We start from the raw sequence: 20,774 nt of genomic DNA on the forward strand, positions 1-20,774 counted from the left end.
TGAGGCCATATTGTTCAGTGCAAGGCGGTAAGCGCCGGACTTAGTGGTTCTAAGTCCAAGCTTGCCAACGCAGCAATGGACAATATGGGTCAAATCCGAAGGACGCCAAAATGGCTTCGATCTCAAAGCAAAATGCCCTTGCAGGCAGAATAACTGCCTGCGGCGGACATTTTACTTCGATATCTTTGCCATTTTGACGCCGCGACGGTGCATTTAATAGGTCCTGACCCTAATATTTTAGGATAGTTTATTTGCCTTGGGCCTAGCCTTGCGTAGGCTCGGGCGGACGCATTGCTTCCATGGCGGTCTTTAGCTCTGCCATCGAAATCTTGTCGTCCTTATCGGTATCGATCATCCCGAAATACTGGACCAATGGTCCCTGTGCTTCGTCCTTAGCGATGAAGCCGTCTTTATTTGCATCGAGAAAAGCAAAGATTTGCTCGGGCTGCGGCACACCACCGGCGGGTGGCGGCGGAGGCGCGTCCTGAGCCATCGCAACTGGGGACAGGACGAGTGCAGCCAGTATGGCCAATGATTTACGCATGAATAATCCTTTGAACAATGGAATGCCTGTGATGGTCAGCCCAAGCTGAACATTCCCTTTACTACCGTAAAACAATGGCCTGACAACCACACACGTTCACCATCAAGACGGCAACCAAGATAACCGCCGCGCGCCGATGCCTGATAGGCAGTAAAATTGTCACGGCCCAGCTCGGCAGCCCAATAAGGCGTCAGTACCGCATGGGCACTGCCGGTAACGCTGTCTTCGTCAACGCCTGCACCTGGAACAAAAACGCGGCTGACAATGTCGGTGTCCTCCCCGCGCGCCGTGGCGGTGAAGCTGTCATCGCCAAGTGTCGCAAGCGCCTTCATATCGGGCTTCAGTGCCAAAATTTCTGCCGCCGTTGCGTACACGAACATATTATAGCTGTCGGGGTTGCTGCGCATCGACAGGGGATTGCCGCCCATGGCCTGCATCATTTCGGGGTTATTCACCGGCTCCGTCGGGATTGCCGGCAATGCAACGGCATAACCATCACCTTCGCGGCGCACTTCCAATATGCCCGCTTTGCGCGTCCGGAATGTCACCCGGTCAAGCGCAGGGTTTTCGCTCAGCACGATATGCCCGCTCGCAAGCGTCGCATGGCCGCAGAGGCGGATTTCAACCTCTGGCGTGAACCAGCGCAATTCATAATCGGCAGCGCCCGTTTCATCGGGCACGTAGAATGCCGTTTCCGCGAAGTTGTTTTCCTCGCCAATCGCCTGAAGCACGGCGTCATCCAACCAGTGCGTGAGCGGCATGACGGCGGCCTGATTGCCCGTGAATGGCCGATCGGCAAAGGCGTCTACGTGATAATAAGGCAAGTCAGTCATGCGTATGCTCGTGATGTTCGATGGTTTCGGATGGGATATAACCCATTTCGTCTTTATGGCCTTCGGGATCGGGGTGGATCAGCACTTCGACGCCGGGGAATTCATCCATCAACGCTTGTTCGACTTCGTCCATGATATGGTGCGCCGCTGCGACCGTCATGTCGGGGTCGACCCAGACATGAAACTGGCAAAAGTCGTGCGCGCCGCTGGAACGCGTGCGCATATCGTGAATGCCGCGCAGTTCCGGGTGGCGCATCGCAACGTCTATGAAGCGCTGGCGCTTTTCCTGCGGCCATTCGCGATCCAGCAATTGGTCCAACGCCAGACGCGCTGCGTTGTAAGCGCCCCACAACAGCCACGCTGCAATCGCGATGCCGAACAATGGGTCTGCTCCGCGCACACCCAACATTGTATCCAGAACGATTGCGACAATGACGGCAATGTTGAGCAACAGGTCGCTCTGATAATGCACATGATCCGCTTGGATCGCGACCGAACCGGTTTTGCGGACAACATAACGCTGATAGGCAAGCAGCCCGAGCGTTGCCACAATCGCGATGAGCGAGACCCCAATGCCATATTCGGGGTGGGATGTCGGCTCCTGCGTTCCGAGCCGGACAATTGCGCGCCATGAAATCAGAATGGCCGACAGTATGACGAGCACAACCTGTACCAAAGCGGACAATGCCTCCGCCTTGCCATGGCCGAAACGGTGGTCGTCATCGGCGGGCATCGCGGCGTAACGGACGCTGAACAGCGTGAGCAACGAGGCAAGAACGTCAAAGCCTGTGTCCGCCAATGACCCAAGCAGGGCAACGGACCCGGTTTCCGCAGCTGCAAACACCTTAAGCGCAAGCAGGAACAGCGCCATCGATACGCTGGCGATGGCCGCACGTTTGGTCAGTTCACCATGCGCCTGGTGATGGTCGCTATGCCCAAGGCTCATGCGCGGCCCTTCATGGATATAACATGCCCGTCGTCCAGCCGTCGCCGTCGCGTTCATATAGCCAGCGTTCGTGCAGGCGGAATTCGCGGTCTTGCCAGAATTCGATGCGGTGCGGGCTGACCATCCAACCCGACCAATGCGGCGGGCGCGGAACATCTTGCCCTTCAAAGCGGGCTTCTACCTCGGCAAAGCGCGCTTCAAATGTCGCACGGTCTGCAAGCGGACGCGACTGGTCCGAAGCCCATGCACCCAGCTGCGAATTGCGTGAGCGGGTGGCGAAATAGGCATCGGCGGTCGCGTCGTCGACGGGGTTCGCTTCCCCCTCAATCCGGATTTGCCGGCGCAACGATTTCCAGTGAAACAGCAGCGCCACCTGCGCATTGTCAGACAATTGCATCGCCTTGCGGCTTTCGAAATTTGTGTAGAAAACAAATCCGCCATGGTCGCCAAGGTCGGGGCCATGACCTTTCAACAGCACCATGCGGACCGAAGGTTGCCCATCCGCGCCCGTGGTCGCCAATGCCATTGCGTTGGAGTCGTTGATTTCGGTGGTCCGCGCTTCGGCAAACCATGCGTCGAACAGGCTAAAAGGATCAGGTCTTTCCATAGCCAACCGATAGGCTAGACTGATGCGCGTTAAAAGGGGCTAGAATATAAAATGAACTGGGAAATGATATTCGGTGTCGCAAATGCGTGGGCGCTGCTCGCTTGGGTGGTGTTGGCGGTCACGCCAAAGCGCGAACGGGTTGTGCCATATGTATTTTCCGCAGGAACGGTGTTGCTCGCATGCCTGTATGCGGGCCTTATCATCCCGCTGATGGCTGGATGTATATCCGATGGCGGTCCCGCAGGCCGCCCGCCTGCGGACTTCACGACGTTAGCGGGGGTCATGGCGTTGTTTGGCTCGCCGGGCGGTGCAACGATCGGCTGGATCCATTATTTGGCGTTCGATTTGTTTGTCGGCACGTGGATTGCGCGAAATGCCGACCAGCACAAAATTGCGCGCTGGCTTCAAGTGCCCATACTCTTCTTCACGCTGATGGCGGGGCCCATTGGCCTGCTGCTATATCTTCTGTTACGCCAGATTACCGGTAAAAAACAGGATGACGCCCTGCTTCCGAGTTGACTTGGGGCACTGTAATACCAATGTAAGACGGATAAGCAGGGTAAACAGGGACAAGAATGGCTGATCCTTATTCGATTTTAGGCGTTTCCAAAGGCGCGGATGAGAAAGCGATTAAATCCGCTTATCGTAAGCTTGCGAAGGAATTGCATCCCGACAAGAACAAGGACAATCCGAAAGCTTCGGAGCGCTTCAGCGAAATTACGCAAGCGTATGATTTGTTATCGGACCCCAAAAAGCGCGGGCAATTTGACCGCGGCGAAATAGACGAAAACGGCCAACCGCGTTTTACCGGTGGCAACCCATTTGGCGGCGGCGGATATAGCCAAGGCGGACCCGGCGGTGGCAATTTCGACTTTGTCAGTGGCGGCATCGACCTTGGCGACATTTTTGATGGCTTGTTTGGCGGCGGCGGTGGCCGTCCCGGCGCTGGCCCACGTCCGCAGCAAGCGCCGCCACCCAAGGGCGCGAATATTGCGTACGAGCATCTGGTGTCCTTCACCGACGCGGCAACGCTTGCGCCGCAGCGCATTATGCTGGGCGATGGCAAGACCGTTGAGTTCAAACTGCCTGCAGGCCTTGTTGCCGGACAACAGATCCGCATTCCGGGGCGTGGTCAGCCGGGGCCTGGCGGCAATGGCGATGCCATGGTCACGTTGAAGCTTGGCAAGCACCCCGATTTGGTGCGCGACGGCGACCATATCCGGATTGATCTGCCGATCTCGATCAAAGAAGCCGTCGATGGCGGCAAGGTGAAGGTTCCGACCGTCGATGGCGCAGTCATGCTCACCGTTCCGCCGCGTACCAATTCAGGTGCCGTGCTGCGGATAAAGGGCAGGGGCTTCACAACCAAATCGGGTGCACGCGGCGACCAGTTGGTCACGCTGATGATTCACTTGCCATCGGACCCTGTGGAACTGGCGCGTCTGGCTGGCGTCCTCTCGGACAGCAGTGTCCGGGACAATCTTAGTGTCTGAAATTTCGCCTCTGTCACCGGAGGCACGGGCACATCTTCCTGCGGCGACACATGCCGATGAAAGCGAAGCGACATGGTTTGCGCACCTTGGGCTGACGGGTCAGGTTGTGGAAGTGACCAAGCGTGTTGCCGTTGGTGTGTATAGCGACGGCTTCATTCATGCGGGCAATTTCGCATATCTGTCGTTGTTGTCACTTTTCGCATTCTGCATTGTCGCCGCGGCCATCGCTGGCGCAGTTGGACAAACCGAGTCCGGGCTGGCGCTGATTGAGGCGTTTTTCGTGACGGTCCCGCCAAGTGTCGGAGCCGCGCTTAAAGAACCCATCGAGTCCGCCATGACCGCGCGTTCGGGGCCATTGCTATGGCTCAGTGCTGCCGTCAGTCTTTGGACTGCGGCCAGCCTAATCGAAACCTTTCGCGATGTGCTCCATCGGTCTTATGGTGCGGCGCCCAGCCGTGCGTTCTGGCATTATCGATTGGGTTCGCTCGGCGCGATCATCGCGTCGGTTATTCTGGCGATGGTCGCTTTTTCGGCGCAGGTTGTGGTGACCGCAGTTGAGGATCTGGTGTATCGCTTCATTCCCACCGCGCAGATGGTTTCAGGCTATTTCGCGTGGGGCCGTATCATTCCATTCATTACATTGTTCGTCGCAATCTATGTCATTTTTGTCGGGCTAACCCCGTCCAAATATCGGTCATCCGCATTTCCCAAATGGCCAGGGCCAGCCTTGGTGAGCATGTGGTGGCTTGGTCTCACGGCGCTTTTGCCGGTTTTCCTGTCGAGCGTCAGCAATTATGACCTCACCTATGGCAGCCTTGCGGGTGTCATGGTGGCGCTCATTTTCTTCTATCTTATTGGGCTAGGATTGGTGACAGGAGCGCAATTAAACGCAGCGCTGGCCAACGCCCATGAAAATGGACTAAAGCAGCGGCAACAAAATTCACCTGACGAATGAGGATTTTATGACAGGATTGATGGCGGGCAAACGCGGGCTGATTATGGGGCTCGCCAATGACAAGTCTCTGGCGTGGGGCATTGCGAAGCGTTTGCATGCCGAAGGCGCAGAATTGGCGTTCAGCTATCAGGGCGAAGTCATGGAAAAGCGCGTTCGGCCATTGGCGGAACAACTCGGGTGTGACTTTCTCATCGATTGCGACGTTGCCGATATGGACAATCTCGACCGCGCCTTTGACACGCTGGCGGCGAAATGGCCCAATATTGATTTTGTAGTGCACGCCATCGGCTTCACCAACAAAGAAGCACTGCGCGGCAAATATTTCGACGTAGGCTTGGACGACTTCCTGATGACGATGAACATCAGCGTCTACAGCTTTACCGCCGTTGCCAAGCGCGCTGCGGCCATGATGAAGCCGCTTGATCCCGAAACCGGTGAAGGTGGCGGATCGATGCTGACGCTCAGCTATTATGGCGCAGAAAAGGTCATGCCGCATTACAACGTCATGGGCGTGGCCAAGGCGGCACTGGAAACGTCGGTCAAATATCTGGCCAATGATGTCGGGCCACAAGGCATTCGCGTGAACGCGATATCGGCTGGACCGATCAAGACGCTCGCTGCGTCGGGCATTGGTGATTTCCGGTATATCCTGAAATGGAATGAACTGAACACGCCGCTGCGCCGCAACGTGACCATTGATGATGTTGGTGCGTCTTCTTTGTATTTCCTGTCCGATCTGGGCGCAGGCGTTACCGGCGAAATCCACCATGTCGATGCGGGTTACCACACCGTCGGCATGAAGCAGGAGGATGCTCCTGATATCGACACCACAAAATGATTGCGGGGCATGGCAACGATCTGGTGCACTATCGCGCGGTCCATATGAAGAAGTCGGAATCAGCAGATGAGCTTTAATACTTTCGGCCGCGTTTTTCGCTTCACGACTTGGGGAGAGTCCCACGGGCCTGCGCTTGGCGCAGTGGTCGATGGTTGCCCTCCCGGACTTGCCTTGTCCGAAGCGGACATTCAGCCATTTTTGGACAAGCGCCGTCCCGGGACATCGCGTTTCACAACGCAGCGGCAGGAGCCGGATGCCGTGCGGATTTTGTCTGGCGTTTTTGAAGGGCGGACGACGGGAACGCCAATCTCGCTGATGATCGAAAATGTTGACCAGCGGTCAAAAGATTATTCTGACGTCGCCAAGGCCTATCGCCCCGGTCATGCCGATTACAGCTATGACGCAAAATATGGCTTTCGCGATTATCGCGGTGGCGGACGTTCAAGCGCGCGAGAAACAGCTGCACGTGTCGCCGCTGGCGCAGTGGCAAGGGCGGTCATGCCGGATGTCGAAATTATGGCTTATGTCGCGGAGATCGGCGGCGATGCCATCGACCGCAACAATTTTGAAGCTGCACAGATCGACAAAAACCCCTTTTTCTGCCCCGACGAAGCCGCTGCCGGTCGGTGGGAAAAATTGGTGGATGAGGCGCGCAAGGCGGGATCATCGCTTGGCGCTGTCATTGAATGTGTTGCTACCGGCGTACCAGCCGGTTGGGGCGCACCTTTATATGCGAAGCTCGACAGCGAACTTGCGTCGGCGATGATGAGCATCAACGCGGTTAAAGGCGTCGAAATTGGCGCAGGCTTTGGCGCAGCGCGTTTGCGTGGCGAAGAAAATGCCGACCGCATGCGGCCTTCATCAGAAGGATCGAACCATCCCGAATTCCTCGCGAACAATGCAGGGGGAATTGCGGGCGGTATCTCCACAGGGCAGCCCGTGCTGGTGCGGGTCGCGTTCAAGCCGACTTCATCAATCCTCACACCCGTGGAAACAGTCACCCGCGACGGCGATGCGACCGACATCATCACAAAAGGCCGCCACGACCCCTGCGTGGGTATCCGCGGCACGCCGGTGGTTGAGGCGATGATGGCGCTCGTGCTGGCCGACCAGAAGCTGCTGCACCGCGCACAATGCGGCTAGAGCCCTCCAGTGCCTAAACTCAACCTCGATGCAATCGCCCAAAGCAATGCAACGGGGTATCCCGCTCCATATGACCGCGAAGTCGAGGGCAGGTGGTGGCGTAGGTTAGCACCGGAAGCCGGCCTTACGCATTTGGGTGCAAGTCATGTGGTACTGAAGCCTGGTGGATGGTCATCACATCGGCATTGGCACCATAAAGAAGACGAAATCGTCATCATGCTGTCTGGCGAAGCCGTATTGATTGAGGATGATACCGAAACGGTTTTGCGGGCAGGCGACGTTGCTGCGTGGGCGGCGGGCGAACCCAACGGCCATCATCTGATTAACCGCAGCGATTGCGATTGTGTCTTCATCGCTATCGGTGCTGGCGATCGCGGTGCAGGCGGTGTCTACGCTGATATCGACATGACATTCGGCGATGCAGGCTATTTCCGCAAAGACGGGACGCCTTATCCCACGGAGCGGATTAAGTAACTGCGTCCTCAATCCGCTGGATCGTCCATGGTTCCTCTGCGGCGGCAGCGTACCATTCTTCCATCCACGGATGCGCCATAATCGTTTTCGCATAGCTTTCGGCGAAGCCGGGCAGGGTGAAGCCATAGGTCACAAAACGCGTCACCACAGGTGCGAACATGATGTCCGCTGCACTGAACGTACCAAACAGATATGGCCCGTCTTTGCCAAAACGCGAGCGGGTTTCGGCCCATATTTGCAATATGCGGACCGCGTCTTTCCGGGTCTCTTCGGATATCGTCACATCGCTAAAGGTCTTGCGCGTATTCATCGGGAATTCGCGGCGCAGGGCGGTATAGCCCGCATGCATTTCCGCCGCCATCGAACGCGCCATGCCGCGCGCGACTTCGTCCTTGGGCCAAAAGCGATCCCGCCCCACCTTGTCGGCGAGATAATCGATGATCGCCAGGCTGTCCCAGACCACTGCCTCTCCATCCCACAAGGTCGGCACCTTGCCAGATGATGGCGCAAGGTCGTCCTCACGTTTGCGCTCTTCCCAGCCATCGGCAAACAGCGGAACAATGATCTCGTCAAAATGCAGGCCAGATTGCTTGGCCGCAAGCCAGCCGCGCAGCGACCAGCTTGAATAGGCTTTGTTTCCGATAATCAGTTTCATAGGCCCTGACCCTAAGAAGCGACGGCTTCCAACACAGCCGCGCGCAATTCGTCAATACCGCCGCGCTTTTCCGCAGATGTCACCGAAAGTTCCGGATAGGCAGCAACATGCTTGCGCAGTTTTGCCATGGTGTCAGCCTCAACCGCCTCGCGTTCGGACGCTTTGATCTTGTCGGTCTTGGTCAGCACAATCCGGTAGCTGATGGCAGCCGCATCGAGCATTTTCATGATTTCATGATCGACTTCTTTGATACCATGGCGGCTGTCGATCAGCACAAACACGCGCTTTAACACCGCGCGGCCACGCAGATAGTCGTTGATTAGGTAACGCCATTGCTGAACCGTCTTGATGGGGGCTTTGGCATAGCCATAGCCCGGCATGTCGACGATGCGAAACAATGCCGGTTCACCCACATCGAAAAAATTCAGCTCTTGCGTACGGCCCGGTGTGTTGGACGCGCGCGCAAGATTGTTTCGGTTCACCAACGCATTGATTAGGCTGGACTTGCCGACGTTCGACCGACCCGCAAAGGCAATTTCAGGGACCGTTGGGTCCGGCAGAAATTCGAGCTTCGGCGCTGATTTCAGGAACGTAACCGGACCGGAGAATATCCGGTTCGGTTCGGCTATTCCCGCAATGACATCTGCGCTCACGACCCCGCCTTGGCTTTCGCTGCCGCTTTTTCTTGCGCATCACGCGCCATCTGCTCACGCAACACCGGGTGGCGTGAATAGAGCCAGCTTTGTTGCGCGATCGAAACGATGTTCGACATGACCCAATAGAGCTGAAGTCCGGCGGCAAATGGCGCCATGATGAACATCAGGAACCATGGCATGACCGCGAATACCTGCTTTTGCACGTCATCCATCGGTTGCGGGTTCAGGCGCTGCATCAGCCACATTGTCACGCCCAGCAATATTGGCAGAACGCCAATGGCAATGAACGATGGCGGGTCAAAGGGAAGAAGTCCAAACAGGTTGATCGGTGTCAACGGATCGGGAGCCGACAAATCCTTCAGCCACAGCACAAACGGCTGGTGACGCATTTCGATCGACAGCAGCAGAATCTTGTACAGTGCGAAGAAGATCGGAATCTGCAGCAAGATGGGCAGGCAGCCCGCGAGCGGATTTACCTTTTCATCCTTATACAGCTTCATCATTTCCTGCTGCAGACGTGGCTTGTCATCCTTCCAACGTTCTTGCAGCGCCTTCAGCTTAGGCTGAACAGCACGCATCTGCGCCATGGACGCAAATTGCTTCTGCGCCACGGGGTACATGAAGCCGCGTACGATGATCGTCAGGCCAATAATGGCCACACCAAAGTTTCCGAAAAGGCCGAACAACCAATGCAGGATCCAGAAGAATGGAATGGCGATAAACCAGAACCAGCCCCAATCGATGGCATAATCGAGATACGGAATGCCAAGATTCTTGGAATAGGCGTCCAGAACAGCCATTTCTTTGGCACCAGCGAACAGACGCGAGCCGCTGTTAAGCACCGCACCGGGCGCGACGCTGGTGTAGCGTGTTGGAATGACTTGCGCCTGATAGACATCGCCGCTGGCACGGAACTTCGCCGATACGGGCGTCTTCTGATCAGGAATGAGCGCGCCGAGCCAATATTTATCGGTGAAACCAAGCCATCCGCCCGTGCTGGTGAATGATGCCTCGCCTTTGTTTTCTTCGACGTCGACATAGCCCCAATCATAATTGGGCTTTTCGTCAAAAACGCCCATTGGACCAATGTGGATATGCGTGAATATGGATCCACCAGACGTCGCGTCGGCTGGCTTGCCAGTGCGGCTGAGCAAGGCAAAATTCGCGATCTCAACTGGGGTACTGCCGCCATTGGTGAATGTCTGCTTCGCAGTAATCATGTAGTTTTTGTCAATCGACAACGCGATTTCGAACTTCTGATTAAGGGGGTTGGTCCAGCTTAATGTAACGGGCGTGGTTGGCGTCAACTTATTGCCGCTTGGCGTCCAGACGGTTTTATCATCAGGAACCGTTACGCCGGTACCAGCCCAACCAAAGCGCGCAAAATAGGCATCTTTTGTGCCCGATGGCGCGAACAGGCGCACTGGCGGCGAATCCTTGGCGAGTGCGGTGCGGTGGGTCAGCAACAAAAGGTCGTCAATTTTTGCGCCTTCAAGATTGATCGAGCCCTTCAACTTTGGCGTTTCCACCAAGATGCGGCCTGTTGACTGCAGCGCGCTGCTCAGCGGAATGGCCTGTGTTTGTGCAGGGGCCGCCGTGACTGGCACGTCCGACGTTGCCGCGCCAGCTGGGCTGGCTGCGGTCGTGGCGCTGCTGGTCACAGGCGCGGGGGTTGGAAAGAAATAGCTGGCGACATAAGGCCATCCGAACAGGATAAGGCCTGTCAGCAAGACTGCAAAAATCAGGTTGCGTTTATCGTCCACGTGTAAATCCCCGTCATTCAATCAATTGGGCGTCATGGCACTGGATCATATCCGTGCCCACCCCAAGGTTGGCAGCGCAATAGCCGTTTGATGGCCAGCCAGCCACCTTTAATTGCGCCGTATTTCTGTAGTGCCGTTATTGCATAAGCCGAGCAGCTGGGGCTGTACCGGCAGGTCGGCGGCAAAATGCGCGACGGCCCGATTTGCCAAGCCCGTGCGCATAAGATGAGCAGCTTTGCGATCATGCGCCGAGCTTCCCCAACGCCTTGACCATATCCGCCCGCAAGGCGTCGAAATCGCGTTCGATGGCGCTGTCGCGACCAATCAGAATATGATCCGCGCCTGCCTTGCCCTTATCGGCGAGCATTTCCTGCGCCAACGCGCGAAAGCGGCGGCGCATGCGGTTGCGGATGACGGCGTTACCGACTTTTTTGGTGATGGTGATGCCTAGCCGGATTGCAGGGCTGTCGTCCCGCCTGTCGCGAACCAGCAAAACAAAACCGGGAGTTGCATATCGCTTCCCCCGGTTGGCGGCCAGAAAGTCTGACCTTTTTTTGATAACGCTGTAACCGCGCATCTCGCGGTCCGCCTGCTCGGGGATTAAGCCGACAGTTTCTTGCGGCCGCGTGCGCGACGTGCGTTCAGGATGTTGCGGCCAGCGGCGGTTGACATACGGAGACGAAAACCGTGGCGACGGGCACGCACGAGATTGCTCGGCTGAAAAGTGCGCTTCATGACTGTAATCCTTAAATTTTTTGCGTCTTGAAATGAAAAGGGCCGCCGAATCTGCGCAGCGACCGCTTCTGTTGCAGTGGCCGATACGGTCCGAAAGGCTAAAAGTCAACACAGGTCAGGGCATTTTCATGTCGATGTCGTCGCGGCGGAACAGGTGCATGAAATCACCTTTCACATCCGGAAACGGTGGACGGTCGGTAAGCTTGCTCCGCCGCAGCGCCCAATTCGCCCATTGTGCATATTCGGGATGCTGCCGCGCCAGCCGTGCGTACCGCTTTTTGGCCCAAAGCGAATTTTTCAGGATGAACGCAAGCCCAATGGGTAAAATGATCAGCGGTCCCGGACCGGGGATCGGGCCTAATAAAGGAGATCCCAGCACCAATATCCACCCAATTGTTAGCATCGTCCAGCGAAAGGCGTTGGTTTGTCGCCAATATGTCCATCCAGATTCACGCATGTCGATAATGTGGGGAACGAAAAATCCCGCGGCAAGTCATGACCGCGAATTTTTGTGATGAATGCATCTATTTATTCCGATTTAATCCGCAATGGGGGTGTAATCTTCATGCTTAAGCCTATCTTGGAAGCATCATGACAAAAACGCTCTCCCACCTTCATCATATCGGCGTCTTGCCTGCCGACATCGACTTCATGGGGCATGTGAATAATGCGCGCTATTTGAACTGGGTGCAGGATGCGGTTTTGGCGCATTGGAACAAGCTTGCCCCGCCTGAGGCGGCTGCAAAATATCTGTGGGTCGCGTTGAAGCACGAAATCACTTACAGGAAGCCGGCGTTTCTCGATGATGTCGTTATCGCGTCCGTCGTTCTTGAAAAAGTGCAAGGTGCCCGGTCCTTTTACGAAACGATCATCAAGCGCGGTGAAGACGTGTTGGCTGAGGTTAAATCAAGCTGGTGCTGCATCGATGCCGAAACGCTTCGTCCCGCGCGTATTGCGGCGGACATTCAGGCCTATTTTTTCCAGAAGGATTGAATGCGCGCGCCGGTTAAAAGATCGGGTCGTTTGCGCTGTCATCCAGTGGCGTGACGGCCGTATGAATTCCGCACTCAACCTTGTCCCAGCCCTTCCAGCGACCCGAGCGCGGGTCTTCGCCTGGTGCAACCTTCGTGGTACAAGGTGAGCAGCCAATCGACGGATAGCCCTGTTCCACCAGCGGATGCACAGGCAGCGCGTATTCGGCCATATAGGCTTCGATTCTGGCCTTGTCCCAATCTGCAATCGGATTGACCTTTAGGCGGCCTTCCTCGATTTCGAACCGTGGCAGCGCCTTGCGGGTTGCGGACTGAAAGGCTTTCCGGCCCGTAAACTGTGCATCAAAGCCCGCAAGCGCAGATTTCAGCGGAAGGACTTTGCGGATTTCGCAGCAGCCATCGGGGTCATAAGACCAGCGCAGGCCCGTTCCGTCCTTTTGCGCCAGATGCGCAGGGTCGGGGGCGATGATGCGCAGGTCCATCAAGCCAAGCATATTCCGCAGTTCCTCGCGATAGGTAATCGTCTCGGGAAAATGCTTCCCGGTGTCGAGGAACAATACAGGTGTGGCGGGGTCGATGCTGGCGATCAAATGCAGCAAAACGGCGCTCTCTGCGCCGAAGCTGGAGACTATCGCCGCATCACCCAACATATTTTCACGCAGTAAAACGGTCAGCATTTCGATCGTATCGCGCCCACGGAACATGTTGTTGAGACGGACGGCGTCCGCCTCCGTGTAACGTGGTGCGGTGTTGATACGGTCGGCGATGCGGACCAGTTCACCCATGCCGTAGCTTCCAAACGGGAACCGCGGAGTCCGCGGCCTTTTGGTAAAACTGGTCATAGGTTGAAAGCGCGCGCGCGACCGCTTCGGGATTTAACGACGCTTCGGGTGCAAAGCTGTCAAAGCCACAACGCCGCATGAACGCAATTTGGTCGACCAGAACATCGCCTTGCGCGCGCAGCTCGCCGGTGTAACCAGCTTCACGCAAGATGCGCGCGGAACTGTAGCCGCGCCCGTCGCGATATTTGGGGAACGCAACTTCGATAAGCGTCAGCCGATCCAGAAACGGGATCAGCGCACGTGCATCATCATCGGGCTCAAGCCGGACAGCGGTGGCGTTGGACTGATCCAAAAAAGCATCGAGCGTCACCGATGGCTGTTCAGTGACTTCATCCGTGCGATAGCGAAACTCAACCATAAATCGCCTCCTTAAATGGTTCGAGGCCGACACGGCGATATGTGTCGATGAAACGCTCATCGCCTTCACGCAGCGTCTTGTAGACTTCCGTGGCCTTTTCGACCGCGTCGACAACGCCGTCTTCATCAAAGCCCGGGCCAATGATTTTCCCGATGCTAACGTCTTCCGCGCCAGAGCCGCCGAAGGTCAGCTGATAATTTTCCACACCCTTCCGGTCGACGCCCAATATGCCGATATGACCCGCATGGTGATGTCCGCAGGCATTGATGCAGCCGGAAATTTTGAGCTTCAGCTCGCCCAAATCGCGTTGCCGGTCCATGTCGGCAAAGCGCGTCGCAATTTTCTGCGCGACAGGGATCGAACGGGCGTTGGCAAGGCTGCAATAATCGAGGCCGGGGCAGGCGATGATATCGCTGATCAGGTCAAGATTGGCATCTGCCAGTTGGGCTTCGCGCAATGCTTGCCACACAGCGTGCAGATCGCGCTTGGCCACATGTGGCAGCACGATGTTCTGTGCATGGGTGACGCGCAATTCGTCGAAGCCATATTGCTCAGCAAGGTCAGCCATCACGTCGATTTGCGCCGATGTTGCATCGCCCGGAATACCGCCAATCGGCTTCAAGCTGATGTTGACGATCGCGTAACCGGCTTGCTTGTGCGGCTTTACGTTCTGATCGAGCCAGACCGCGAAGTCGGGATCACTGCGATCGGGTTCGACGTCTGCTGCATCAAATGTAGGCGGTGCAAAGAAGGCACTGATGCGCTCCAGCTCTGCCAATGGCGGATCGATGCCCAGCGTTTTGACATGGGCGAATTCTTCCGCAACCTGACGGCGATATTCATCTGCGCCAATTTCGTGAACGAGTATCTTGATACGCGCCTTGTAGATATTGTCGCGGCGGCCATAGCGATTGTACACGCGCAAGCAGGCTTCGATGTAGCTCAGCAGATCGTCGGCTTTGACGAACGGATTGATCTCTGGCGCAATCATCGGCGTACGGCCCATGCCGCCCCCTACGAATACGCGCGCACCCAATTCGCCGTTCTGGCGGACAAGCTCTAGTCCGATGTCATGCAAGCGCATGGCGGCACGATCTTCGGGGGATGCGATGACCGCAATCTTGAACTTGCGCGGCAAATAGCTGAATTCTGGGTGGAATGTGGACCATTGGCGCAGCAATTCTGCCCATGGACGCGGATCAGCAACTTCATCCGCCGCCGCCCCAGCATATTGGTCCGACGAAATGTTGCGGATGCAATTGCCGCTGGTTTGAATGGCGTGCATTTCAACCGTCGCCAGCTCTTCCAACAGATCCGCGCATTCCTCAAGCTTGATCCAGTTATACTGGATATTCTGGCGCGTTGTGAAATGGCCGTAATCGCGGTCATATTTGCGGGCGATGTGCGCGAGCATTCGCATCTGCCGGCTGTCGAGCGTGCCATATGGAATGGCGACGCGCAGCATATAGGCATGCAGCTGCAGATACAGACCGTTCATCAGCCGCAATGGCTTGAACTGGTCTTCCGTAATCTCTCCCGCGATACGCCGGTTTACCTGATCACGAAATTCGGCAACGCGCGCATCGACGATCGATTGGTCGAAATGGTCATATTTATACATATCAGATTATCCAGTCGCCTGCCGCTGGGTCAGCGGGTTTCAATGTAAGGTCTGGCCGCACCGTTGGCCCAAGCGCACGGACCCTGTCCTTGATATGCGCGGGGCGGGGGCCTTGGGGTGTTGCAACTGCGTCGATGATGTACGGCGCGTTCACACGGCGCGCGCCTTCCTCGGTATGCAGCACGGCTTCGCCATGTTCACCGACATCAACAGCATCTTCAACATGGAGCGACCAGCCGCTGCCCGTCCACCAGGTTACAGCGCCAGAGCGCAATTCATTTCCAGTAAGTAACTTCACGCAATTTTCTCCGCCTGTTTGGCAAAATGTTTGAGCCGGTTTTTGGCATCTGATTTGAGGACAACGTCGCCCACAACGATGATCGCGGGCGATTGGACGCCCTCACGCTTAATCATGTCGCCCAAATCGGTGAGGATCGTTTGCATCGCACGCGCATCGGGCCGCGTCGCGCGCTCGAGCACAGCAACGGGCGTATCCGGTGACAAGCCATCGGAAATCAGCTTTTCGGTAATATCTGCAGCGGTCGCAACGCCCATGTAAATGACAAGCGTGCGACCTTTACCGGCAAGGCCAGCCCAATTCTGGTCGGTCAGGCCCTTGCACTGGCCAGCAACGAAGGTGACCGCGCTGGAGGCATCGCGGTGGGTGAGTGGCAGCATAGTGGCCGCAGCGCCGCCCATTGCGGCAGAGATGCCGGGCACGACCTCAACATCTATTCCCGCGTCACGGCAGGCTTCGGCTTCTTCGCCACCGCGTCCAAAAATGAACGGATCGCCGCCCTTTAACCGGACAACGATCCGGCCAACCTGCGCCTCACGCACCAGAATGTCGTTGATGCCGTCCTGCGGGACAGAATGGCGGGACCGGCTTTTTGCGACTGAAATCAGCCGTGCGGACGGGCTAATCAGCGCCATAATCGCGGCGTCGACAAGGCCGTCATGCACAACGACGTCGGCCGCCGAGATCAGCCGCGCGGCTTTCACCGTCAGCAGGTCGGGGTCACCGGGGCCAGCGCCCACCAAATAGACTCGTGCTTTTTCCATGGCGCCAAAATGGACGGCAGTCGTCCAAGCTTCAAAACAGGATTAGTTGGCCATGGGTTAGAAGAACTTTATCGGCGCCGCTGTCGCAGCGACAAGTTCACGTTCCGCAGACTTTTCCAACCGACCATGTTTGTCACGACCAATGCGGTTACCCTCGGTGATCAGCCGACATGTTTTAGAGCTTTCGCCAAATCCTGAATATGCGCCAGTTTTTGATATAAAGGCTGCCAGTCATCCTTTTGGGCAATGGCGTCCCAAATCATCTCGACCTCATCGATCAACATCGAACAGACAGGATTGCTTACCCAATAATCGTCGGATGCGTTGACCGGGGAATAATCCCGCAAGATGTCTTCAAATGTCGCTTGGTCTGCCCCCTTGGTTTCGAGTGAACCCGTCCTTCCACCTCTGTAGCCTTGGAAAAATGCGGCGATAGGGATTTGATCGCGGACCATCGCGCGTTCGGCGGCTTCGACAAGGCGCTTATCTTCGTCTTCGCCTTTGGATATTACGCCCAGTCGCCATAAAAATCGGCGAATGACCGATTGTTGGTAGAGGTCGGGAAAGCGTTCGAGTGCAGCAATCAGTGGAGGTGCATCAGATACCAATCGCAATGCCACCGCGAGTTGGCCAAGGTTCCAATGCAATGCTTCGGCTTGCCGCCCGAACGCATACAGTCCGGATTGGTCGAAATAGGCGGCCGTAAAGCTTGGGTCCCATTTTTCGGTGAAACGCCATGGGCCATAGTCAAAGCTCTCGCCCGTGATGTTGATATTGTCGGTGTTGAGAACGCCGTGGACGAAGCCTGCGACCATGTAAGACCCGGCGAGGTCGGCCACGCGATCAACCGCAAGCCCCAACAACTGTGCTGCGGGGTTGTCCGAAACCTCGGCGCAGTAAAGATGTTCGAGGCAATAATGGATGAGCTTGTGCATCAGCGCCTCGTTCCCCTCCGCCGCGATGCGTTGGAATGTCCCGAAACGTATATGGCTATGGCTGAGCCGCACCATGACAGCGGATCTGGTGGGCGAAGGCTCATCCCCGCGGATCAATTCTTCGCCGGTTTCAATCAGTGAGAATGTTTTGGAGGTGTTGACCCCAAGCGCCTCCAGCATTTCGGTCGCCAATATCTCGCGCACGCCCCCTTTGAGCGTCAGCCTTCCGTCGCCGCGCCGGCTGTAAGGGGTGGTGCCCGAACCTTTGGTCCCAAGGTCAAGCAACCGGTCGTGGCCGTCACGCAGCTGCGCGAACAGAAATCCACGTCCATCGCCAATCTCCGGATTGTACACACGGAATTGGTGGCCGTGGTACCTCAGCGCCAAAGGTTCGGGCATGTTATCGGGCAACGGCTCAAAACGCCCGAAATGGCGGACCCACGCGGCGTCGTCATATCCATCCAGCCCAACAGTTGTCGCCCAACGGTCGTTGCGAAAACGCAATATTGTCTCGGGAAAGTTTGCCGCGCGCACAGGATCACCAATTTTTTCGCCCAGACTGGCGATTTGTGGATCAGGACGGTAGGGAGAGTGCATAGGTTCGATAATCATTCACAGCATCTGGGCGGTGCAAGAAAGAAAGGCAAGTATGGCGGCGGTCCGCATCCTCCATTTGCATAGCAGCTTTAACCTTGGCGGTCAGGAATCGCGCACGGTGCGGCTTATGAACCATTTTGGCGATCAGGCCGAACATACCGTCTTGTCGGCGGTTGATGATGCCTTTGGCGCGGCCGAGGCGATTGACCGGCGCGTGAAGATTACGTTCCCGAAAGATTCGGCACCGTCGTTGAAAGGCAGGCCAGCTATTGGGCGCTATCGTCAGCTTGCCCAATATATGAAAAAATTCCATCTCGTTTTGACCTATAATTGGGGTGCGATCGATGCGGTGATGGCGCATACATTGTTCACGCGCAGCATGAACTTGCCGCCACTGATCCACCATGAAGACGGGTTCGATGATGACGAAATCGACCATCTGAAAAAGCGGCGGAACTGGTTTCGTACCATTGCGTTGCAGCGATCGAATGCGCTGGTCGTTCCATCGAAAACGCTGGAGCATATCGCCCGAACCATATGGCATCAGCCGCTGGACAAGATTTGTCGTTTCCCAAATGGCATCGATACCGACCATTTCAATCGCCGTCCGCAGCGCGGATCTTTTCCGGGCTTTCAGAAACGCAATGGCGAGATTGTGGTCGGCGCGATCGCAGGGCTACGTACCGCCAAAAATCTTCCGCGGCTTGTGCGCGCAGTTGCTGCCGCCGGGCCAAGTGTCCGGCTCGCGATTGTCGGCGACGGGCCAGAGCGTGGTGCAATCATGGCAGAGGCAGAACGCCTTGGTATCGCAGATCGTGTGATGATGCCCGGTGTCTTACGTGACCCGGCGCGCTATATTCGCCTGTTCGATATTTTTGCGTTGTCATCGGATAGCGAGCAATATCCGATTGCTCTATTGGAGGCGATGACCAGCGCCCTTCCGGTGGTTTCTACGGACGTTGGCGATGTGCGCACTATCGTCGCGCGTGAAAACCGTCCGTTCATCGTCCCGCGCACCGACGAGGCATCTTTGGCGCAAGCTATCAGGGAGCTGGCAAATGATGCCGGACTTCGGGAAAAACTGGGCAGTGCCAACCGCGCTCTGGCTTGTGCACTATATGATGAAGAGACAATGTTTGCGCGTTATCGGCAGCTATATGGTTCCGCTATGAAACGTGCCGATTTTGCGCGACAAAGCTAGATAATTGCGATAGCGCGCGAGCACGCTGAACGGCGCTTTTGATATAAATATTGGGGGTTGTGATTGTGTTCAAGGGTCTGAAACCCATTATCTATGGTGGCCGCGAAGTTTGGCCGTTGGTCGAAGGTGGCAAGGGCGTTGCCGCTACCAATCACGCAAGTTCTGGCGCATGGGCTGCCGCCGGTGGCATTGGCACTGTATCGGCGGTTAATGCCGACAGCTATGATGAAAATGGCGAGATGATCCCGCAGGTTTTCCACGGGAAAACACGCGCTGAACGTCATGAAGAGCTGGTGGAATACGGCATCCGTGGTGGCATCGCGCAGGTTCGCCTGGCGCATGAAATGGCCAATGGCAAAGGCGCCATCAACATCAACGTGCTGTGGGAAATGGGCGGATCGCAGCGCATTTTGCATGGCATATTGGAAGCGACCAAGGGGATGGTTACCGGCGTCACCTGTGGCGCGGGCATGCCTTACAAGCTTTCGGAAATCGCGGCGCAATATGGCGTATATTATCTGCCTATCGTCAGCTCCGCGCGTGCATTCCGCGCATTGTGGAAACGCGCCTATCACAAGGTACCCGAATGGTTGGGTGCAGTGGTTTATGAAGATCCATGGTTGGCCGGTGGCCATAACGGGCTTTCGAACGCGGAAGACCCGCGTAGCCCCGAAGACCCCTATCCACGCGTAAAGGCGCTGCGCGACGTTATGCGTGCCGAAGGCATTTCGGACGACGTGCCGATCGTCATGGCGGGCGGCGTATGGTTCTTGCGTGACTGGAACAACTGGATTGATAATCCAGAGCTTGGGCAGATCGCATTCCAGCTGGGTACGCGGCCATTGCTCACGCAAGAAAGCCCTATTCCACAGGGTTGGAAAGACGCGCTGACGAAAATTCCTGAAGACGGCGTGCTGTTGCATCAATTTTCGCCAACAGGTTTCTATTCAAGCGCGGTCATCAATCCGTTCCTGCTTGAGTTGCAGGCCCGTTCGGAACGCCAGATTGCGTATGTGCAGGCCGCCGATGCGGAACATAGCGCGCAGTTGGATGTCGGCGTGAAGGGCAAGAATTTCTGGGTGAAGCCTGCGGACCTGATGAAGGCCCGCGAATGGGATGCACGCGGGTTTACGGTCGCTTTGAAGACGCCGGACAACACATTGGTGTTTGTGACGCCGCCGTCGGGCGAAGTCATCCGCAAGGATCAAAAGGATTGCATGGGCTGTCTGTCGCATTGCGGTTTTTCGTCGTGGAAGGACCATGACAATAATTCGACGGGCCGCCTCGCCGATCCGCGCAGCTTCTGCATTCAAAAGGCATTGCAGAACATCGCCCACGGCGCGCCCATAGACGAAAACCTGATGTTCGCAGGGCATAGTGCTTATCTGTTCGGTAAGGATCCGTTCTATTCGAACGGTTTCGTTCCGACTGTGCAGCAATTGATGGACCGCATTCTGACGGGCGATTGACGCTGGGTTTACATTTACAAGAAATTGCCCTTGGTCGCAAAACAACGCGACCAAG

The 20,774-nt window shown here is 56.4% G+C and carries 26 protein-coding genes; 9 read left to right on the plus strand and 17 right to left on the minus strand.

The window, feature by feature from the left end; genetic code table 11:
• Window positions 1-262 precede the first annotated feature (262 nt).
• Genes ACIQZK_RS05090 through pdxH form a run of 4 tightly spaced genes read right to left on the minus strand, consistent with a single transcriptional unit; the run spans window position 263 to window position 2,930 of the window.
• The gene (locus tag ACIQZK_RS05090) at window positions 263-544 is read right to left on the minus strand and encodes a hypothetical protein (RefSeq protein ID WP_397575182.1); all 282 of its coding nucleotides are present in this window, start codon (window positions 542-544) and stop codon (window positions 263-265) included.
• Between the two features lie 35 nt (window positions 545-579).
• On the minus strand, window positions 580-1,377 hold the full coding sequence (locus ACIQZK_RS05095) for a PhzF family phenazine biosynthesis protein (protein WP_397575183.1): 798 nt from the start codon (window positions 1,375-1,377) through the stop codon (window positions 580-582).
• Complete coding sequence (locus tag ACIQZK_RS05100; RefSeq protein ID WP_397575184.1) at window positions 1,370-2,323, minus strand: cation diffusion facilitator family transporter; 954 nt, start codon at window positions 2,321-2,323, stop codon at window positions 1,370-1,372. Before ACIQZK_RS05100 ends, ACIQZK_RS05095 begins: the two co-directional genes overlap by 8 nt.
• A 10-nt stretch (window positions 2,324-2,333) precedes the next feature.
• On the minus strand, window positions 2,334-2,930 hold the full coding sequence (gene pdxH, locus ACIQZK_RS05105) for a pyridoxamine 5'-phosphate oxidase (RefSeq protein WP_397575185.1): 597 nt from the start codon (window positions 2,928-2,930) through the stop codon (window positions 2,334-2,336).
• Between the two features lie 51 nt (window positions 2,931-2,981).
• On the opposite strand from pdxH, the gene ACIQZK_RS05110 reads away from it, so the two are divergent.
• The 6 genes from ACIQZK_RS05110 to ACIQZK_RS05135 all read left to right on the plus strand — a co-directional run bounded on the left by ACIQZK_RS05110 (window position 2,982) and on the right by ACIQZK_RS05135 (window position 7,833).
• Window positions 2,982-3,449, plus strand: coding sequence for an ABA4-like family protein (locus ACIQZK_RS05110; protein ID WP_397575186.1), 468 nt, complete (start codon window positions 2,982-2,984; stop codon window positions 3,447-3,449).
• Between the two features lie 56 nt (window positions 3,450-3,505).
• Window positions 3,506-4,423: a DnaJ C-terminal domain-containing protein gene (locus ACIQZK_RS05115; RefSeq protein ID WP_397575187.1), complete on the plus strand. Its 918-nt coding sequence runs from the start codon at window positions 3,506-3,508 to the stop codon at window positions 4,421-4,423.
• A complete protein-coding gene (locus tag ACIQZK_RS05120) occupies window positions 4,416-5,378 on the plus strand; it encodes a YihY/virulence factor BrkB family protein (protein ID WP_397575188.1) in 963 nt (320 codons plus the stop codon). The genes ACIQZK_RS05115 and ACIQZK_RS05120 overlap by 8 nt, the downstream gene beginning before the upstream one ends.
• A 7-nt stretch (window positions 5,379-5,385) precedes the next feature.
• Window positions 5,386-6,216, plus strand: a complete 831-nt coding sequence (fabI, locus tag ACIQZK_RS05125; protein ID WP_306063637.1) for an enoyl-ACP reductase FabI — start codon at window positions 5,386-5,388, stop codon at window positions 6,214-6,216.
• Window positions 6,217-6,282: 66 nt separating this feature from the next.
• A complete protein-coding gene (gene aroC, locus ACIQZK_RS05130; protein ID WP_397575189.1) occupies window positions 6,283-7,359 on the plus strand; it encodes a chorismate synthase in 1,077 nt (358 codons plus the stop codon).
• 9 nt (window positions 7,360-7,368) lie between these two features.
• A complete protein-coding gene (locus ACIQZK_RS05135; RefSeq protein WP_397575190.1) occupies window positions 7,369-7,833 on the plus strand; it encodes a cupin domain-containing protein in 465 nt (154 codons plus the stop codon).
• Here ACIQZK_RS05135 and ACIQZK_RS05140 read toward each other — a convergent pair.
• The 7 genes from ACIQZK_RS05140 to ACIQZK_RS05170 form a co-directional block, all read right to left on the minus strand.
• Window positions 7,826-8,488, minus strand: a complete 663-nt coding sequence (locus ACIQZK_RS05140) for a glutathione S-transferase family protein (RefSeq protein WP_397575191.1) — start codon at window positions 8,486-8,488, stop codon at window positions 7,826-7,828. The genes ACIQZK_RS05135 and ACIQZK_RS05140 overlap by 8 nt on opposite strands.
• 11 nt (window positions 8,489-8,499) lie before the next feature.
• Window positions 8,500-9,141, minus strand: coding sequence for a ribosome biogenesis GTP-binding protein YihA/YsxC (gene yihA / locus ACIQZK_RS05145; protein WP_333568955.1), 642 nt, complete (start codon window positions 9,139-9,141; stop codon window positions 8,500-8,502).
• Window positions 9,138-10,907: a membrane protein insertase YidC gene (gene yidC / locus ACIQZK_RS05150; RefSeq protein ID WP_397575192.1), complete on the minus strand. Its 1,770-nt coding sequence runs from the start codon at window positions 10,905-10,907 to the stop codon at window positions 9,138-9,140. Before yidC ends, yihA begins: the two co-directional genes overlap by 4 nt.
• A gap of 32 nt (window positions 10,908-10,939) precedes the next feature.
• Window positions 10,940-11,152, minus strand: coding sequence for a membrane protein insertion efficiency factor YidD (yidD, locus tag ACIQZK_RS05155; protein WP_397575193.1), 213 nt, complete (start codon window positions 11,150-11,152; stop codon window positions 10,940-10,942).
• On the minus strand, window positions 11,149-11,484 hold the full coding sequence (rnpA, locus tag ACIQZK_RS05160; protein WP_397575194.1) for a ribonuclease P protein component: 336 nt from the start codon (window positions 11,482-11,484) through the stop codon (window positions 11,149-11,151). Before rnpA ends, yidD begins: the two co-directional genes overlap by 4 nt.
• A gap of 23 nt (window positions 11,485-11,507) precedes the next feature.
• A complete protein-coding gene (gene rpmH, locus ACIQZK_RS05165; protein ID WP_125230634.1) occupies window positions 11,508-11,642 on the minus strand; it encodes a 50S ribosomal protein L34 in 135 nt (44 codons plus the stop codon).
• Between the two features lie 115 nt (window positions 11,643-11,757).
• Complete coding sequence (locus ACIQZK_RS05170) at window positions 11,758-12,099, minus strand: hypothetical protein (protein ID WP_397575195.1); 342 nt, start codon at window positions 12,097-12,099, stop codon at window positions 11,758-11,760.
• A 134-nt stretch (window positions 12,100-12,233) separates the two neighbouring features.
• Between ACIQZK_RS05170 and ACIQZK_RS05175 the strand changes: the two genes are divergently transcribed.
• Window positions 12,234-12,635: an acyl-CoA thioesterase gene (locus tag ACIQZK_RS05175; RefSeq protein ID WP_397575196.1), complete on the plus strand. Its 402-nt coding sequence runs from the start codon at window positions 12,234-12,236 to the stop codon at window positions 12,633-12,635.
• A 13-nt stretch (window positions 12,636-12,648) separates the two neighbouring features.
• Here ACIQZK_RS05175 and ACIQZK_RS05180 read toward each other — a convergent pair whose 3' ends face one another.
• The 6 genes from ACIQZK_RS05180 to ACIQZK_RS05205 all read right to left on the minus strand — a co-directional run bounded on the left by ACIQZK_RS05180 (window position 12,649) and on the right by ACIQZK_RS05205 (window position 18,064).
• Entirely contained in the window at window positions 12,649-13,419 is a 771-nt protein-coding gene (locus tag ACIQZK_RS05180) for a phosphoadenylyl-sulfate reductase (RefSeq protein WP_397575197.1), read from the minus strand.
• On the minus strand, window positions 13,412-13,834 hold the full coding sequence (locus tag ACIQZK_RS05185) for a DUF934 domain-containing protein (protein ID WP_397575198.1): 423 nt from the start codon (window positions 13,832-13,834) through the stop codon (window positions 13,412-13,414). The genes ACIQZK_RS05180 and ACIQZK_RS05185 overlap by 8 nt, the downstream gene beginning before the upstream one ends.
• Window positions 13,827-15,455 carry a nitrite/sulfite reductase gene (locus ACIQZK_RS05190; RefSeq protein ID WP_397575199.1) on the minus strand — a complete coding sequence of 543 codons (1,629 nt, stop codon included), beginning with the start codon at window positions 15,453-15,455 and terminating at the stop codon, window positions 13,827-13,829. The genes ACIQZK_RS05185 and ACIQZK_RS05190 overlap by 8 nt, the downstream gene beginning before the upstream one ends.
• A 1-nt stretch (window position 15,456) precedes the next feature.
• Window positions 15,457-15,753, minus strand: coding sequence for a DUF2849 domain-containing protein (locus ACIQZK_RS05195; protein ID WP_397575200.1), 297 nt, complete (start codon window positions 15,751-15,753; stop codon window positions 15,457-15,459).
• Window positions 15,750-16,517: a uroporphyrinogen-III C-methyltransferase gene (gene cobA, locus ACIQZK_RS05200; RefSeq protein ID WP_397575201.1), complete on the minus strand. Its 768-nt coding sequence runs from the start codon at window positions 16,515-16,517 to the stop codon at window positions 15,750-15,752. Before cobA ends, ACIQZK_RS05195 begins: the two co-directional genes overlap by 4 nt.
• A gap of 161 nt (window positions 16,518-16,678) precedes the next feature.
• Complete coding sequence (locus tag ACIQZK_RS05205; RefSeq protein ID WP_397575202.1) at window positions 16,679-18,064, minus strand: protein adenylyltransferase SelO family protein; 1,386 nt, start codon at window positions 18,062-18,064, stop codon at window positions 16,679-16,681.
• Window positions 18,065-18,101: 37 nt separating this feature from the next.
• Here ACIQZK_RS05205 and ACIQZK_RS05210 point away from each other — a divergent pair, with 37 nt between their 5' ends.
• Both ACIQZK_RS05210 and ACIQZK_RS05215 read left to right on the plus strand, forming a co-directional pair.
• Window positions 18,102-19,250, plus strand: a complete 1,149-nt coding sequence (locus tag ACIQZK_RS05210) for a glycosyltransferase family 4 protein (protein WP_397575203.1) — start codon at window positions 18,102-18,104, stop codon at window positions 19,248-19,250.
• A gap of 62 nt (window positions 19,251-19,312) precedes the next feature.
• On the plus strand, window positions 19,313-20,719 hold the full coding sequence (locus tag ACIQZK_RS05215; RefSeq protein WP_395634705.1) for an NAD(P)H-dependent flavin oxidoreductase: 1,407 nt from the start codon (window positions 19,313-19,315) through the stop codon (window positions 20,717-20,719).
• Window positions 20,720-20,774: the final 55 nt, after the last annotated feature.

The organism is Sphingorhabdus sp. (assembly GCF_044338195.1).
Classification (GTDB): domain Bacteria; phylum Pseudomonadota; class Alphaproteobacteria; order Sphingomonadales; family Sphingomonadaceae; genus Sphingorhabdus_B.